The 15,265-nt window shown below is 63.1% G+C and carries 15 protein-coding genes and 1 pseudogene; 4 read left to right on the forward strand and 12 right to left on the reverse strand.

Annotated elements, in window-relative coordinates; all coding sequences use genetic code 11:
• The first annotated feature begins 95 nt into the window (after positions 1-95).
• From ACFPPA_RS18895 to ACFPPA_RS18905, 3 genes are all read left to right on the forward strand, one after another.
• On the forward strand, positions 96-3,023 hold the full coding sequence (locus tag ACFPPA_RS18895; RefSeq protein WP_377322787.1) for a TonB-dependent receptor: 2,928 nt from the start codon (positions 96-98) through the stop codon (positions 3,021-3,023).
• 194 nt (positions 3,024-3,217) lie between these two features.
• Complete coding sequence (locus ACFPPA_RS18900; protein ID WP_377322789.1) at positions 3,218-5,833, forward strand: glycoside hydrolase family 3 protein; 2,616 nt, start codon at positions 3,218-3,220, stop codon at positions 5,831-5,833.
• Positions 5,834-5,887: 54 nt separating this feature from the next.
• A complete protein-coding gene (locus ACFPPA_RS18905; protein ID WP_377322791.1) occupies positions 5,888-7,465 on the forward strand; it encodes a glycoside hydrolase family 30 protein in 1,578 nt (525 codons plus the stop codon).
• A gap of 125 nt (positions 7,466-7,590) precedes the next feature.
• On the opposite strand, the gene ACFPPA_RS18910 is transcribed toward ACFPPA_RS18905, so the two are convergent.
• The 4 genes and pseudogenes from ACFPPA_RS18910 to ACFPPA_RS18925 form a co-directional block, all read right to left on the reverse strand.
• Positions 7,591-7,971: an MAPEG family protein gene (locus tag ACFPPA_RS18910; protein WP_377322793.1), complete on the reverse strand. Its 381-nt coding sequence runs from the start codon at positions 7,969-7,971 to the stop codon at positions 7,591-7,593.
• 61 nt (positions 7,972-8,032) lie between these two features.
• On the reverse strand, positions 8,033-8,761 hold the full coding sequence (locus tag ACFPPA_RS18915) for a class I SAM-dependent methyltransferase (RefSeq protein WP_377322795.1): 729 nt from the start codon (positions 8,759-8,761) through the stop codon (positions 8,033-8,035).
• A 107-nt stretch (positions 8,762-8,868) separates the two neighbouring features.
• Positions 8,869-10,223: pseudogene (locus tag ACFPPA_RS18920) on the reverse strand (methyltransferase).
• Entirely contained in the window at positions 10,129-10,533 is a 405-nt protein-coding gene (locus ACFPPA_RS18925) for a GFA family protein (protein WP_377322797.1), read from the reverse strand. The pseudogene ACFPPA_RS18920 and the gene ACFPPA_RS18925 overlap by 95 nt, the downstream one beginning before the upstream one ends.
• A gap of 567 nt (positions 10,534-11,100) precedes the next feature.
• On the opposite strand from ACFPPA_RS18925, the gene ACFPPA_RS18930 reads away from it, so the two are divergent.
• Complete coding sequence (locus tag ACFPPA_RS18930; protein WP_377322799.1) at positions 11,101-11,412, forward strand: hypothetical protein; 312 nt, start codon at positions 11,101-11,103, stop codon at positions 11,410-11,412.
• Between the two features lie 219 nt (positions 11,413-11,631).
• Here ACFPPA_RS18930 and ACFPPA_RS18935 read toward each other — a convergent pair whose 3' ends face one another.
• The 8 genes from ACFPPA_RS18935 to ACFPPA_RS18970 form a co-directional block, all read right to left on the reverse strand.
• Positions 11,632-11,913 carry a hypothetical protein gene (locus tag ACFPPA_RS18935; protein ID WP_377322801.1) on the reverse strand — a complete coding sequence of 94 codons (282 nt, stop codon included), beginning with the start codon at positions 11,911-11,913 and terminating at the stop codon, positions 11,632-11,634.
• Positions 11,914-11,979: 66 nt separating this feature from the next.
• Positions 11,980-12,426: a hypothetical protein gene (locus tag ACFPPA_RS18940; protein WP_377322803.1), complete on the reverse strand. Its 447-nt coding sequence runs from the start codon at positions 12,424-12,426 to the stop codon at positions 11,980-11,982.
• Positions 12,427-12,486: 60 nt separating this feature from the next.
• Positions 12,487-12,768, reverse strand: a complete 282-nt coding sequence (locus ACFPPA_RS18945) for a hypothetical protein (RefSeq protein WP_377322805.1) — start codon at positions 12,766-12,768, stop codon at positions 12,487-12,489.
• Positions 12,769-12,836: 68 nt separating this feature from the next.
• The gene (locus ACFPPA_RS18950; protein WP_377322807.1) at positions 12,837-13,253 is read right to left on the reverse strand and encodes a hypothetical protein; all 417 of its coding nucleotides are present in this window, start codon (positions 13,251-13,253) and stop codon (positions 12,837-12,839) included.
• 511 nt (positions 13,254-13,764) lie between these two features.
• Positions 13,765-14,115 (reverse strand): hypothetical protein, encoded by a 351-nt coding sequence (locus tag ACFPPA_RS18955; RefSeq protein WP_377322809.1) that lies wholly within the window; start codon positions 14,113-14,115, stop codon positions 13,765-13,767.
• Positions 14,116-14,169: 54 nt separating this feature from the next.
• The gene (locus ACFPPA_RS18960) at positions 14,170-14,439 is read right to left on the reverse strand and encodes a hypothetical protein (RefSeq protein WP_377322811.1); all 270 of its coding nucleotides are present in this window, start codon (positions 14,437-14,439) and stop codon (positions 14,170-14,172) included.
• Positions 14,440-14,517: 78 nt separating this feature from the next.
• Positions 14,518-14,814 carry a hypothetical protein gene (locus ACFPPA_RS18965; RefSeq protein ID WP_377322813.1) on the reverse strand — a complete coding sequence of 99 codons (297 nt, stop codon included), beginning with the start codon at positions 14,812-14,814 and terminating at the stop codon, positions 14,518-14,520.
• A 333-nt stretch (positions 14,815-15,147) separates the two neighbouring features.
• Positions 15,148-15,264: an IS3 family transposase gene (locus tag ACFPPA_RS18970; RefSeq protein ID WP_377319471.1), complete on the reverse strand. Its 117-nt coding sequence runs from the start codon at positions 15,262-15,264 to the stop codon at positions 15,148-15,150.
• Between the last annotated feature and the right edge of the window lies 1 nt (position 15,265).

Consider the following 15,265-nt stretch of genomic DNA (forward strand, 5'->3'; position numbering starts at 1 on the left):
TCGTCTGTCACCGTGATGACACGGTTCCAGCGGGGGAGCAACATACGCTCCGGCCGCCGGGAATGGGCGGCCAGTGAATCCTCAGGGGAAAACCAATGAATCGTCGTCGTCTGTCGTGGGCGTTTGTCGAGCAGCCCCGTTTTCAGCGCATGCACCCGTTGGCTGCGGCGTGCGCCGCCGCGCTGTTCTTCGTCATGACCACCCATGCGGCGTCGGCGCAGCAGGCGCCGGAGCAGACTCAGGCGAAGACCCCGACTGCCGAGCCGACGCTGCCCGAGCAGCGTGCGAAGACCAAGGCCGCGGCCGGCAGGAAGTCCAGGCCGGCAGCGACCGAACTCGGCACCGTCGTGGTGACCGGTATCGCCGGCAGCATCCAGAGCGCGATCAAGGTCAAGGAGAACTCCGACGACATCGTCGAGGCGATCTCCGCCGAGGACATCGGCAAGCTGCCGGACGTCAGCATTGCCGACAGCCTGGCGCGGCTGCCGGGACTGGCGACGCAGCGGGTGGACGGCCAGGCCAGCGCGATCTCGATCCGCGGTCTTTCGCCGGACTTCGCCGGCACCACGCTCGACGGGCGCGAGCAGGCGACGATCGGCGAGAACCGGGGCGTCCAATACGATCAATATCCGGCCGAGCTGATCAATGGCGCGACGGTGTACAAGACCCCGGACGCCAGCCTGGTGGGTCAGGGGCTGTCCGGCACGGTGGATCTGCACACGATCAATCCGCTGGACCTGCCCGGGCGCGCCCTGGTGTTCAATCTGCGCGGCGAGCACAACAGCAACGGCAACCTCAATCCCGGGACCGGCACGGGAAACAGCGGGCACCGGGCGAGCTTCTCGTATGTCGACCAGTTCCTCAACCACACGCTGGGCCTGGCCATCGGCATCGCCCAGGTCGATCAGCCGATCCAGGAGAAGCAATACCAGGCCTGGTGGTGGAGCGCGGACAACGGTTCGGCCGGCATCGACCAGAATTGGGGCGGGCCGCACACGCCGGGCATGCCGGACAATGTGATCTCGCAGGAAGGCATGCAGTTGCGCGCGCAGTCGCAGGACCAGAAGCGCAACGGCCTGATGACCGTGCTCGAATGGGCGCCCAACGACTCGTACTACTCCAAGCTCGACCTGTACTACTCCACTTTCGACAAGCGGAAGTTCACCAACGGCGCGCAATGGTCCAGCACGCCGTGGGACAACGTCTCGTACGACAACGTGGGCGTGTCGCCCGGGCAGCCGCTGCCGATCGTCACTTCGGGCACGGTGAACGGCATCGCGCCGATCCTGCAGAACGAATACACGAAGGAACACGACAAGCTGTATTCGATCGGCTGGAACAACAAGCTCTATCTCGGCGACTGGACGGCCATGGCCGATCTGTCGTCCTCCAGCGCCACGGTGAAGTTGCACGATGCCTACCTGTTCAGCGGGCTGGCCAATGGCGCGTTCACCAGCGTCGACTTCAACACGCCCGCCGGTGCCGGTTACCCCGATTTCAGGCCGGGTGTCGACCTGGCCAACCCCGCCACCGTGGTCTTTACCGATCCGGACAACTACGGTTACAACGGGCGCGAGGAGTTCGACCGCCAGGTCGACAAGATCCATGCCCTGCGCCTGCAGGTGAGCCATCCGGTGGGCTGGATTTTCAGCAGCATGGATCTCGGCCTGGACTACTCGGACCGCACCAAGACCAAGCACGCCGACGTCAACTTCGCCTGGCTGAACGGCAACGGCTCCACCTCGGACACCTACCAGAACCATTTCAGCACGCCGATCAATCCGGCACTGCTGTACAACCCGACATCGCTCGCCTATGGCGGCATCCCGGGGATCCTGAACTACGACGTGCTGGGCGCCATGTACAGCCAGTTCTACCTGACCCAGCAGAACGGGCAGGGCGACTGGAGCCGCAACTACACGGTCGAGGAAAAGGTGCCGCTGGCCTATGCCCGGTTCAACATCGACACGACCGTGGCGGGTATCCCGCTGCGCGGCAACGTCGGCGTGCAGTTCGTGCACACGGACCAGTCCTCCGACGCCCTGCAGACCAACGGCAACACCCTGGTCGGCAAGATCTCCGGCGGCGCCTCGTACAACAACGTACTGCCCAGCCTGAACCTGGTCGCCAAACTCGGCGACCGGCAATACCTGCGCTTCGGCCTGGCCAAGACCATGGCGCGCGGCCGCATCGACGACGAGAAGGTTTCCACCTCCGCCGGGGTGTCGAAGATCACCAATGGCCCGGCCGCCGGGCAGGTGCTCTGGTCCGGCAGCGGCGGCAACCCCCGCTTGCGGCCTTACGTCGCGGTGGGTGCCGACCTGTCGTGGGAGAAGTACTTCGGTGAGGCGAGTTACGTGGCGGTCGCGGCGTTCCACAAGAACCTGCTGAACTACATCTACAACCAGACCGTTCTCGATTACGATTTTTCGAACTACACCAACGACACGCCGACGCTGGTGCCCACCAGCAACATCGGCTCCTTCACCACGCCGAAAAACGGCACCGGCGGCAAGATGGACGGGCTGGAATTGTCCGGCGCGCTGGAGGGTGGCTTGCTGGCGCACGCGCTGGAAGGGTTTGGCGTGCAGGCGAACTACTCGCTGACCAACAGCTCCATCCCGACCAGTTCCATATCGTCGATCCCGGGCAGTCCCGGCACGCTGCCCGGTTTGTCGCGAAAGGTGGCGAACCTGACCTTGTTCTATGAGCGGTACGGGTTCTCGGTGCGCGTGGCCGAACGCTATCGCTCGTCGTTCACCGGCGAGGCCGTGGCCCTGTTCGACCAGCTCGGCTACACCAGGATCCTGGCCAACCGGCAGACCGACCTGCAGTTGGGCTATGCCTTCTCCAGCGGCCGCTGGAACGGGCTGTCGATCCTGCTGCAGGTCAACAACCTGGGCAATTCGCCGGATTCCACGGTGCAGGTCGCCACGCTCCCGAACAACGTGCCGATGACCCGGCCGCTGGAATACGACACCTGGGGGCGCACCGTGCTGCTTGGCTTCAACTACAAGATCTAGCCTCCCCGGGCGCCGCACCGCGGCGCCCGGTTTCCCCTGATGTGACCCCGTGCGCGCTTCTTCCCCTGCCGGCGGGGCCGCGCCGCAGTAGCATGGGCGCCAGGGAAGTGGAAGTCAGCGCAGTCCGAGCGTCTCGCCGGAAACCACGTGCCTGTAGAGCGTCAGGCGAATGCTGTAGAGAATCGAGGCTGCTGATGGTCCGTACAAGATGGTTGGGTTGGATGGGTGCCGCGCTGGCGACGGTCGGCTGCGCGGGCGCCGTGTTGGCCGCCGATGCGGCCGCGGCCGAACGGTCCCCCTCCGCGCCGGCATCGGGCTTCGTCCAGCAGCTTCCGGAGCCGACCCACTACCGGGACTGGCCGGCGATCAAGAGCCGGCTGCCCGCCGATCCCGTGCTGGAAGCGCGCGTGCGCAGGATCGTGGCCAGCATGACCCTGGCCCAGAAAATCGGCCAGATGACCCAGGCCGAGATCAAGTCGATCACGCCGGCCGAGGTGACCCGGTTCTACATCGGCTCGGTGCTCAACGGCGGCGGCTCCTGGCCTGCCGGCAACAAGCACGCCGGGATCAAGGACTGGCTGGCGCTGTCCGACGCCTACTACGACGCGTCGATGGCCACCGATGCGGCGATCAAGGTGCCGATCATCTGGGGCATCGACGCCGTGCACGGCGACAACAATGTCTTCGGCGCGACGATGTTCCCGCACAACATCGGCCTGGGCGCGGCGCACGACCCGGCGCTGATCGAGGCCATCGGTGCCGCCACCGCCCGCGCGGTGCGCGCCACCGGCGTCGAGTGGGCGTTCGCGCCGACCCTGGCGGTGGCACAGAATGCCCGTTGGGGACGCACCTACGAAAGCTTTTCCACCGAGGGCCCGCTGGTGCGCGCCTACGCCCGTGCCTACGTGACCGGGCTGCAGGGCGACTTCGGCGATCACCACGTGATGGCCACGGCCAAGCATTTCATCGGCGACGGCGCGACCCGAAACGGCAAGGACCAGGGCGAGGCCGGGGTCAGCCGGTTCGACATGATCAACACGCACGGCGCGGGTTATTTCGGCGCGCTCGAGGCCGGCGTGCAGAGCGTGATGGCGTCCTACAGCAGCTGGGACGACGTGGCCGCCGGCGTCGACTACGGCAAGATGTCCGGCGCCCGCGCGCTGCTGACCGGGGCGTTGAAGGACAAGATGGGCTTCGACGGCTTCATCGTGTCCGACTGGAATGCGATCGGCCAGTTGCCCGGCTGCAGCAACGCCAGCTGTCCGCAGGCGATCAAGGCCGGCATCGACATGGTGATGGTGCCCGACGACTGGAAGGCCTTCATCGCCAACACCACGCGTCAGGTCAACGACGGCGAGATCCCGCTGGCGCGCATCGACGATGCGGTCAGTCGCATCGTCCGGGCCAAGCTGCGCATGGGCCTGTTCGGCACCCGGCCTTCGCAGCGGGCCGGGGCGGGTGACGCCGGGCTACTGCAGAGCCGTGCGCTGGCGCGGCGGGCGGTACGCGAGTCGCTGGTGCTGCTGAAGAACAACCATCGCGCGCTGCCGTTGCGGCGCGGCGCGAAGATCCTGGTCGTCGGCAAGAGCGCCGACAGCCTGTCCAACCAGACCGGCGGCTGGTCGTTGACCTGGCAGGGCACGGGCAACGGCAACGCCGATTTCCCGAACGGCGAGAGCATCCTGGCCGGGCTGCGCGACGCCGACGGCGCGGCGAACGTCAGCTACAGCGAAACGGCGCAGGGCGTCGATCTCAAGGCGTTCGACGCGATCGTGGCGGTGATCGGCGAGACCCCGTACGCGGAGACCATGGGCGACATCCTGCCTTCGGCCACGATGCGGCACAGTGATCGTCATCCGGAGGATCTGGCCGTGCTGCAGACGGTGGCCAGGGCGCACAAGCCCGTCGTCACGGTGTTCGTCGCTGGCCGTCCGCTGTACGTCAACGACCTGCTCAACCTGTCCGACGCGTTCGTGGCCGCCTGGCTGCCCGGCACCGAGGGCGCAGGCGTGGCCGACGTGCTGTTTGCCGCCCGGTCGGCCGCCGGCCGCTACGACTTCCGCGGCACGCTGGCTGCGCCGTGGCCCGCCGTGCCGTGTCCCTATGCGGGCGCAGCCAGCGACAAGGCCGGGCGCTGGCTGTTCGCGCCGAGCTACGGGCTGCGCTATCCCGACCACCACGTGATGAGTACGCTGCCCACCTATCCGGCCGTCGACGCCTGCGCCGAGGCGTCGGCGCTGTCGGTGTTCCACACGCTGGCCGTGCCGCCGTTCGCGCTCTATCTGGCCGACGGGAATCCGCAGCACCCGGCGCACGAAGTGGGGACGGACCTCAACGCGGTCATCGAGTGGCCGGCCAGCCATCCGCTGCTGCGCCTGCGCACGGTCCAGGTCAACACGCAGCAGGACGCCAAGTCCGTCAGCTGGCTCGGCACCGGCCGGTTCTTCGCGCGGAGCCCGCAATCCAGAAACCTGATGCCGCTGGTCGCCGCCCATGCCGCCCTGCAGTTCGATGTGGTGATCGCCACGCCGGCCAGGGGGGCGGTAAAGGTGTACATGGGCTGCGGCGAGCACTGCACTCGCAGCGTCGACCTGACCCGTACCTTCGGCCGCTATGCAAGCGGTACCCGCCACACCGTGTCGATTCCGCTGCAGTGCTTCATCCGGGGCGGCAGCGACCTGTCGCATGTCGACGTGCCGTTTGGCATGCTGGCGTCGGCGCCGTTTTCCGCCGCGTTTGCCGATGTGAAGATCGTCAGGGCGGCGGCCGGGCGGGCCGACTTGCCCTGCGCAAGCGTGGATGCTCCATGACGGTGAGGTGGTTGCAGGTGCGTGGCGACAAATTCGAACGGGGTTGCATGCGTCATGGCTGAGCACGATCGCGTCTCTCGCTGGATCGTGGCCTGGTGCCTGCTCCTGCTGGCGCTGTTCACGGTGCTCGTCGTGTATGCGTCGCGCCCCCGGCCGCCGGCCATCGGGCCGATCTTTGTTCCGGCGCCACTGCCGGCGCGAGCCACGGTCAAGCTGTGGTTGAGCACGGGGGACCAGCGACTGCGTCTGGCGCAGCAGCCCGACATCGACATGATCGCGCAGGACGGTCTGCCGGCCGAGGTCGTGATCGATACCAGCAAGACCTATCAATCCATCGTCGGTTTCGGCGCAGCGCTGACCGACTCGTCGGCGTGGCTGATCGCGAACAAGATGGATGAGCGCCAGCGCAGTGCGCTGTTGCAGGAGCTGTTTGGTCCGCCACCCAACCTCAACCTCAACATGACGCGCCTGACCATCGGCGCCTCGGATTTTTCGCTGCAGCAATACACCCTGGACGACCTTCCGGCCGGCGGGGTCGATCCGGCATTGCAGTATTTCAATGTCGCCTCGAACCTGCGCGACGTCATACCGACCGTGCGCGAGGCGATGGCGTTCAATCCCCGGCTGCACGTCATCGCGTCATCGTGGAGCGCGCCGGCGTGGATGAAGACCAGCGCAAACCTGATCGGCGGCGAGTTGCTGCCCCAGTTCGAAAGCACGTATGCGGACTACCTCGTCCGGTACGTCGACACCTTCCGCCGATACGGCATCCCCATCTTCGCGCTGACCCTGCAGAACGAACCGGGCTTCGTGCCGGTGACCTACCCGGGCATGGAACTCGCGGCGGCCACGCGGACGCGCATCATCACGCAGTATCTCGGTCCGGCGCTGGCGAGCCGCAAGCCAAAGACACTCCTCCTCACCTGGGATCACAACTGGGACGAACCCGAGCAGCCGCTGAGCGTGTTGGCCGATCCCGCGGCCTCTCGCTATGTCGATGGCGTGGCGTGGCACTGCTACCGCGGCAGTGCCTATGCGCAGGGTCCGGTGCACCACCAGTTTCCCCACAAGGACAGCTACATCACCGAATGTTCCGGTGGTGACTGGGAATACAAGAAAAACGACGAGCTGCTCTGGTTCGCGCGAAACCTGCTGCTCGAGGGCGTCCGCAACTGGGCGCGCGGCGTGGTGTACTGGAACCTGGCGCTGGACGAGAACTATGGTCCGCACCTGGGCGGCTGCGGCAACTGCAAGGGACTGGTGACGATCGACTCGCGCACGGGCGCGGTGAGCCGCAATGCCGAATACTACGCGTTCGCGCACTTCAGTCGATTCGTCCTGCCCGGCGCCGTGCGGGTGCGATCCACCGCCACGGACAAGGGCATCGAGAACGTGGCCTTCCAGAACGCCGTCGGCGGATCGGTCGTCCTGGTGGTGGTGAACAGCAACACCGACGCGCGCCTGCTCTCCGTTTCGCAGAACGAAACCCGCTTCGACTACACGCTGCCCGCGCAGAGCGTGGCGACGTTCGTGTGGAACCCGGACCAGACCAACGAGTCCCTGGGCAAGGCAGGCTCAGCCCCCGTCAAGAGGACTCCCGTGGCGACCGTCACAAGCGAGTCGGATGAGTGACGCGCCCGGCCGGGGGATGGAGGAAGTCACTCGCATTCAACGGCCTCCGTCCACTTGTCTCGACCCTTGTCCGCGGAACGCATGAAGCGCTCAGGCTTGTTTCGGCAGGTCGGGCGAGCACGGCTCTAGATCAGGGGCAGCGCCATCATGACGAGACTGGCAACGCCGACTAGCCACACCAGCGATCGCACGACGGGGACGCCACTCACATAGGCCGGCACGTAGACGACACGCGCGACGAGGAAGAGCGCTGCCGCATGGGTCACCTTGCCTGTGTCGCCACCCTTGACCAGCGCCAGCAGTGCCAGTGCGAGGAATATCGGCAAAGCCTCCAGCAGGTTGTTCTTGGCGCGTTCCAGCCGGCCCGCGATCACCGACTTTTCCGGCGGAGTGTCGCGGTTGCCCACGATGCCCCACAGATCGAAGCCGAAGCGCGAGGTCTCCTGCAGGAAGATCTGCACCATGTAAAGCGCCAGCACCAGAAGGATGATGGTTGTCAGGGTCATCGGCGTGGGTTCCTCGTGAGGCCCGGAAGAGCGGTCTCGATGGTTGCTACGGAAAGTCGGGTCAGGTCGAACTGGCCCGTCGAGATTGACTGAACCCGGCCCCGCCGTTCCCGCCGTCAGGCGAGGACGATGGCGACATCGGCGTGGCGATGACCACCTCGGAGGCCACACCCCAGGCGGTGACCACGGTGCGATAGTGGATGCGCCAGGCTTCCGCGGGCAAGTAGTCCTCTGCGGACGTCGGGCGACAGCCACCGACCCAGTCCGGATTTCGCGTGAACAACCACCGCCAGACGCCCATGACGAACCGGGACGATGCGGTGACGCCCGGCGTGATGCCGCACAGACAGAGCAAGCCACCCGGTTGCAGCACGCGCAAGGCTTCCGCGACCAACTGGCGCTGCGCCGGGGCGGGCAGCAGATCGAACACGTAGGTCGAGACGAATCGGTCGACCGACGCATCCTTCAGCGCAAGCACGGGACTGCCGTCGACCAGCGCAACGGTCGCACGAGGGGCAAAGGGCGCGAGCCGCCGGGTAGCGAGCCGAACCATGGTGGAGCTGACGTCCGTGCCGAAGTAGCTCGCGGTATCCGGGAGGCGGTGTTGAAGAAGGCCCAGCGCGAATCGACCGGTTCCGCAGCCGAACTCGAAGACGCTCCGGGCCTCCGCAAAGGCTGCGTGTTCCGTCAGCGCCTCGAGCGCCCGATCCTCATAAAAGGCCTGGCTGTCCTGCTTCGCGCCGAACCTGTCGTAATACGACCGGGCTTCTTCCGTGGTGAGCGTACGCATGCGAAGTTCTCCCTTGCCGAACACCCGAATCGAACCGGCCCGCGCCGCAAAAGGGGAGGGCGGACGCCATTCGCGATGGACTGCCTCCGTCCCCTTGTCGCGAAGGCCTACTTGATGCCAATGACCATCGAGTCCGGCCCGACAAGGGACTCGACCCGCGTGGTGGAGAATCCCGCCTCCTTCATCCAGGCGACGCAATCCGCACCGGTATAGTCGAAGCCGCCCGTGGTTTCGATGAGCATGTTCAGGCTCATCAGCAGCCCAAAGGCGTTCTTCGAGCGATCGTCATCGATGATGGCCTCGTAGACGACGAGCGCGCCCCCCGCCGGAATGGCGTCGAACGCCTTTGCGATGAGCATCTTCTTCGTGGGCAGATCCCAGTCGTGCAGGATGTGCCCATCAGCACGACGTCGGCCCTGGGGATGTCCTGCTTGAAGAAGTCCCCGGGCAGGAACGTGAGGCGGTCCGCGACGCCCGCGGCCGCGACGTACTCCTCGAACATCGGCGCCACTTCCGGCAAGTCGAATCCCGTGCCCTGGAGGTGTGGATTGGCCAGCGCGATCTGCGCCGCGAGATCGCCCTGCGCGGTACCCACGTCGACGAACGTGCGGTAGTTCTTCCACGGGAAGGCCCGGGCGATGGCCATGTTGGCGCCGTGGCTGACACCGGTCATGGCAGCGAGAAACCCCTTCAGGCGCGCGGGATCGGCGTAGAGCGTCTCGAACAGCGGGCCATTGTTCCTGTTCCTGATTTCGTTCTGTGGCGCTCCCGTGCGAAGCGCCTCCGTCAGATGCCCCCAGAACGGATAGAGGCGCTCGTTCGCCATCTCCAATATGCCGCCGATATACGAAAGCTTCTTTCGATCGAGGAACAGGTCGGTCTCCGGCGTGTTGCCATAGCCGTCGTCGCTTCGATGGAGGAAGCCGAGTGCCACCAGGGCATCGAGAAAGTCGCGCGCTGCGCGAGGGTGCAGGCCAAGGCGCCCGCTGATGGCATCCAGGGACTCGGAGCCGCGCGACAGCTCGGTGAACAGCCCCATCTCGATCGCACTCAGGAGTGTCTTCGAAGCCCAGAACGCCAGGCCAGTCTGCAGAATCTTGTCCGGACTCGGTTGCTCGTTCATTTCAGTTCCCCGTCGCAGGAGCAGGGTGCAGGAATGCCCCGAAGTATCCGCCCTCTGCGGCGTCATGGCGACCGGTCCTGGCAAGCTCCCACCGGTAACGCAGCGTTCCCTTGCCTTGCCGGGTTTCGAGTCGACGAAGTAGTCGACGCCCCGCGCGGATCCTTCGCGAGATGGGTGCGGGCAAAAAGTGGCGGCCCGTGGACGAAAGCCGGGATCGGGACGAGATTCAACTTTCGCCGTGCGCTCATCCGTTGCCTGGCCTTGCTCGCGACAGAAGGGCTTGTGCTGCCTCCTCCCAGTGGGCACCGTCGAAGACCGAGACAGGCAACGACGCAGCATCGATGTCGGGGACGCAGCGCAAATTCACCACCCACAGCTTTGGGTTGAGCCTAGGCCGGCTGAACGGATGTATCCCGCAGTTGCGGCAGAAGTAGTGCTTCGCGGTCATGCTGCCGAACTGGTAAAGCCTAAGTTGGTCCTCTCCCGAAAGCACGGTGAGACCACTTTCATCCGTGCCATGCCACAAGGCCCCCATGCGACTGCAAACCGAGCAGGTGCATTGCGTGGCACGAGTGATCGGCCCATTCACCACGAACTTCACGGCACCGCAGTGACACGTACCCGTATACCCGGTTCTATCGTTCGGCATTCATTACTCCATGGACGATGGCCGTGCGGCCGAAAGCGGCACTCTACACGCGCCTTCGGCAACGCCCCAACATCCGAAGAAGCTGGAGGCGCCCCAGGGGGCGCACCCCGACTCTTGTTCTGGCCCTCGGCCGGAAGCGGCCACCGACTCGCTCGCTACTTCCCAGGCAGGAGTGACGTTGCCTTCGCACCCGTCTGCGCCATCCGAAGGCCGGGCGTCGACGGCGGAACCCCGCCCGCAACGCAAATAGCCTCGCGCGCAAAGCAAAAAATCCCGGCCGCATTGCTGCGGAGCCTTGCGCGCAAGGCATTCAGGGTCACCCGCAAGGTAGAAAGGGTCGCGCGCGAGGCTCGGAACTTGGCGCGCAAGGCCAAAAGGCCCAACCGCAACGCTTCAGGACCTGACGCGCAAGGCTTTCCGGGTCGAGCGCAAGCCAAAAAGCCTCGCGCGCAAGGCTCATAACCTTTGCGCGCCAAGCAAAAAGCCTTGCGCGTGAAGCCTTTTGGGTCGCCCGCAAGGCTCTTTGCCTTGCGGGTAGCGCCCAAGGGGAGGGGCGGAGGAGGCCGGTTGCATTCAACTGCCTGCAAGGATGTCGACCAGCACGCGCGGCTGGCCTGGCATCGGGTGCGCGAAGGCTACAAGGTCGAGTCGCTGGCCATCGGCACCGAGAAGGTTACGCCCGAACAGCTGTGGATACGCACACTGGACGGGCGCATGCCCTTCGGCAAGGTGACCGTGGCCATCGCCAACAAGCATGCCCGGCAGCTGTGGGTGATGCTGGTGCACGACGACACCTACGACGCCGACGCGTGGCTGAAGCATCCGATGGTGCAGCGCCCAGCTGGCAAACACGCCATCACGGTCACCGCCATGGCATGAATCAGTTCCACGTCAGCGCGAAGCGGTAGCAACGGGTCAGACCCACCCGGAGAGAACCTGACTAACCTTCTGGACGTCCAAACGTGTACCAATCTCTTGTGGCAGGTAGTGAAGCGAACTGCCTTGAACCGTCATTTGCACGAATGTTTTGCAAATCTTCCATAGGTGCCTAACGCTTGAGTTAAGCGGCGCCGGTACGGCGTCCGCTTGGACGAACAGTTAGATGCTTGCGCCGGCCCACATGAGGCCGATGACAAGCAACTGCACAGCTACTGCGCCAAGGTAGAAACGCCAACCTGGAGGCTGCCCGATCTTGGCTTGGACGTTGGTGTAGGCCAGCACATAGAAGTACGAATATGGTAGAAGCGCAACGAAGGCAAATAGAACGTACCAGATAGGGCTGAAGCTTTGAGCGCAGAACAGAGTTGTCACGAACCACGAGATACCCAAAAGCAGCATACGACGTACTTCGCGCTTGCTCAGCCCTGCTACGACGATCATGTGCGATCCATTGCCATCTAACGCTTGAGTTGAGCGGCGGCGGAGCCGTCCGCCTCGAACGAACTGTTAGGCGCGCACACTTTGGAAGTACCCCTTTGCGCGGACGCTAACAGACAAATAGACAAAGGCAATCGCGGCCCAGCTGCCGCAGCCTAGCGCATATTGCAGAAGCGATGGGGTCGGGTTTGGCGCGCCAAACAACCAGTGCACCACTTGGAATGGCAAGTACTGCAGCACGGGTAAGACAATGAGCAAAGGGCGCACCCAACCGTGGCGGAACACGATGCCTATGCCTACCGCCAACATGAGCGGAACTGACACCAAGATGGCAGCTGCCTCACCTGACGACCACATGGCCTCGTGAGACATGAGCGTACCTGCGAAGTTGAAGTCGGCGCCTGGAATGATCGCAGTGAGTAGCAAAACCACACTGAGAACGATCGAAGCTGCCGCAGCCACGCCAAGTGGCCGCGGAATATCTCCCAACTCTGCAATCGCTACCTTTAGTTTCAATTTGGAGCCTAACGCTGGAGTTAAGCGGCGCGCGGTACGCGCGTCCGCTTGGACGACTGGTTAGGCTTCTTGCTCGCCAAACCAAAGGATTTCGATCTTATCTAGCTGGTGGACAGGCATGCCAGAGCATTCCTGGACTTCTTCGACGTTGATGACTGCACGCGGAAACCCCGGCTGCTCTGCTTGACCGATCTCGACATAGTCTTGCGTGGCGATATGAACTGCCTTTGCGAAAGCAGCATTGGGATCTGCGGCAGAGACGAAGCCGCTCAGCTCAAAACACATAGCAGAACCATTGCGATGGAATCCCTCGCCTCGCGCTAGAACTTGCCAAATCTTCATTAGTCCTTCCTGGAGAAGCCTAACGCTGGAGTTAAGCGGCGGCGTAGCCGTCCGCCTTGAACGAGATGTTAGCCGATAGACGGTTCGGTGAAATAGCTGCGAGACGCATACCAGCGTCGCCCCCAATATAAAAATACGAACGATGAAGCGACCATGATGAGCGCAACCGAGCCCACCCGCCCATATGCGGGATACGCTTGTGCGTCTTGCGCGATAAAGAGGCACACCATAACGAAAAGCCAGGCCCAGCCGGCAGCGAGTGCGAACATTCCGACGCGCCAAGCAGCGTTAAGGCGACGATGAACCCCGTAGGCGAGCCACAAAAAGACAACGCCATTCGCGAAGGCAACAGTACGCAAGAGCCATGAAGAGTGATGGCCGATGGAAGTGCCCGCCGTGCCCACGCCAAAAGAGGCGATGCCGTTGATCGCCGATAGCAAGCAAAGAAGCCCAAAACCTAAGAGATAGAAAACGAGACGTTTCATAAGGGCTAACGCTGGAGTTAAGCGGCGGCGGAGCCGTCCGCTTGGATGATTGGTTAGGCATCACTCTGCCGAGTCCGCCACCGTTTACGAAAATAGTAGAAGCTGAAACCGATGAAAAAAGCTAGCGATACTAGGAACAAATTACCTTGCACAACTACCTTTGGAGGCTCGGAATTTACCTGTGTAACTTGCACGACCTCTGGCACTTGAAGCGCAGACGGAACAAGCAAATAGGATCGGCGCGCATACGTTGTGTTGCCGCTGAATGAATCCCTGCCGCCCATGACCAGCGTAATTTGATGAGGGTACTTGCTCCGCAATGCGGCATTGAAGTCGGGTTTTGGAAAGAACGAATAAATGATTGACGGAACTGACAACAAGACCGCCCAGATCGCCAAATGGACCAGAACATCTTTCCACGGGGTCATCGGGGGAATCTGAAGCTTCATGTGAGGCCTAACGCTTGAGTTAAGCGGCGCGCGGCTTTTCGCGCGTCCGCTTGGACGAGTTGTTAGCCCCGTACCGTGCGACCTGGGCCATGCGTGAAATACCTATAGATGATGTACGCACCAGCACCTAGGAAAGCCGCAGCGATGGCCAGTGTCATGACACATCCGATTGTGCCCCAATACGGATTGGACTGAATATCTACAACTGAATCGCTGAATCTGCCGATGACGAAGACCTTGCCATCAAAAAAGGCAGAAATTGACTTGCAGAGTACATACAAACCCGGAACGGCGAGCATTGCTGAAAGCAGAGCAGCATCCGCCATGGTTGGGATGGATGGCTTGAACCAGCGATAGCGCACCGCGAACGACGCGTAGGTCAGAGCATAGATGATCAGGAATGTTTTGTTCATGAGGGCTAACGCTGGAGTTAAGCGGCGCCGGAGGCGTCCGCCTTGAACGAAATGTTAGGCGCGCTTGCGGCAGAGATAAGCGATACCCGTAAACACACACATCCATAAGATGCCTGAAAAGCACAATACGAACCAGTGATGCTGCGACTCGCCGATGCCGATGAGGCCCGCGTGGCGTGCATACGGAAAAGCATAGTCGCCGAAACCGAAAGCGAGGTGACTGAGCCAGCCCTGGCCAGGCTGGACACCGAAGAAGAAGCCAGCTATCAAAAGTGCGAAGGTACTGAGTAGCCCGATGGCTAGTGGTAGCAACGAAGACTTCATGCTCTTGAGCGCCTAACGCTTGAGTTGAGCGGCGGCGTAGCCGTCCGCCTCGAACGAGTTGTTAGAGCGCACTGCCACTCACAGCATGCTCAAGATGACAGCGATTGCGGGTAGAAGGCCCAGCGCCGAGCATACAGTTGCACGAACTCTCGCTGCCGGAAAACTGAAGCCCGCAAGCCATAACGCGGCGGAGATACAGACGACGCCGAAGCACACTGCTGCAAGTGAAAGGTGGCGAGCAGCTTCAAGTTGCGTGTGCGGAATGGATTGCGAAGGGTCGCCAAGTTGCGATACGACGCCGTAGTAGGCGAGAAGCCAACCGACCACGACCAGAACCAAGGCTAAGTTTGCTGCTGCGGTCTGCTTTATCATCATGCGCTCTAACGCTGGAGTTAAGCGGCGCCGGAGGCGTCCGCCTTGAACGAAATGTTAGACCGTTGCGGCCAGATCATTGACGCGCTGCTCTGTGAATGTCCAGTGGTCGGGAATGCTGTCAGTGGTACCTGAAGCATGAGCCCGATTGGCCCAAGCATGATGCTCGTAGAGAATTGTGTCGCCGCGACCCGCGGCAGCTAATTTTAGCCAAGCCCCGATCTCTTGCGGAGTGGCCAGGTACATGCGGGGCAACGCAGACAGCGCCACGTCTTTGAACTGCACAAGGCAGAAAACAGTTTTGTTGGAGTGACGAGCAAGCCAAGTGGAGAGTTCCTACGCAAAAGTGGACACCGGTTGGTTAGCCGCACTGGCTTCGAACTCGACGGGAGAACGATAACCCAAGGCGGAGTGTAAGCGCTTGTTGTTGTAGAAATCGATGTAGCTTTGCACG

Source organism: Rhodanobacter ginsengisoli (genome assembly GCF_042657065.1).
Classification (GTDB): Bacteria; Pseudomonadota; Gammaproteobacteria; order Xanthomonadales; family Rhodanobacteraceae; genus Rhodanobacter; species Rhodanobacter ginsengisoli.

What these genes read in the sequence shown, in the direction of transcription:
- ACFPPA_RS18915 (WP_377322795.1), bottom strand. Translation starts at nt 8,761, where the DNA reads ATGCGTACGCTCACCACGGAAGAAGCCCGGTCGTATTACGACAGGTTC.
- ACFPPA_RS18955 (WP_377322809.1), bottom strand. Translation starts at nt 14,115, where the DNA reads ATGAACAAAACATTCCTGATCATCTATGCTCTGACCTACGCGTCGTTC.
- ACFPPA_RS18945 (WP_377322805.1), bottom strand. Translation starts at nt 12,768, where the DNA reads ATGAAGATTTGGCAAGTTCTAGCGCGAGGCGAGGGATTCCATCGCAAT.
- ACFPPA_RS18905 (WP_377322791.1), top strand. Translation starts at nt 5,888, where the DNA reads ATGGCTGAGCACGATCGCGTCTCTCGCTGGATCGTGGCCTGGTGCCTG.
- ACFPPA_RS18960 (WP_377322811.1), bottom strand. Translation starts at nt 14,439, where the DNA reads ATGAAGTCTTCGTTGCTACCACTAGCCATCGGGCTACTCAGTACCTTC.
- ACFPPA_RS18895 (WP_377322787.1), top strand. Translation starts at nt 96, where the DNA reads ATGAATCGTCGTCGTCTGTCGTGGGCGTTTGTCGAGCAGCCCCGTTTT.
- ACFPPA_RS18965 (WP_377322813.1), bottom strand. Translation starts at nt 14,814, where the DNA reads ATGATGATAAAGCAGACCGCAGCAGCAAACTTAGCCTTGGTTCTGGTC.
- ACFPPA_RS18910 (WP_377322793.1), bottom strand. Translation starts at nt 7,971, where the DNA reads ATGACCCTGACAACCATCATCCTTCTGGTGCTGGCGCTTTACATGGTG.
- ACFPPA_RS18950 (WP_377322807.1), bottom strand. Translation starts at nt 13,253, where the DNA reads ATGAAACGTCTCGTTTTCTATCTCTTAGGTTTTGGGCTTCTTTGCTTG.
- ACFPPA_RS18935 (WP_377322801.1), bottom strand. Translation starts at nt 11,913, where the DNA reads ATGATCGTCGTAGCAGGGCTGAGCAAGCGCGAAGTACGTCGTATGCTG.
- ACFPPA_RS18925 (WP_377322797.1), bottom strand. Translation starts at nt 10,533, where the DNA reads ATGCCGAACGATAGAACCGGGTATACGGGTACGTGTCACTGCGGTGCC.
- ACFPPA_RS18900 (WP_377322789.1), top strand. Translation starts at nt 3,218, where the DNA reads ATGGTCCGTACAAGATGGTTGGGTTGGATGGGTGCCGCGCTGGCGACG.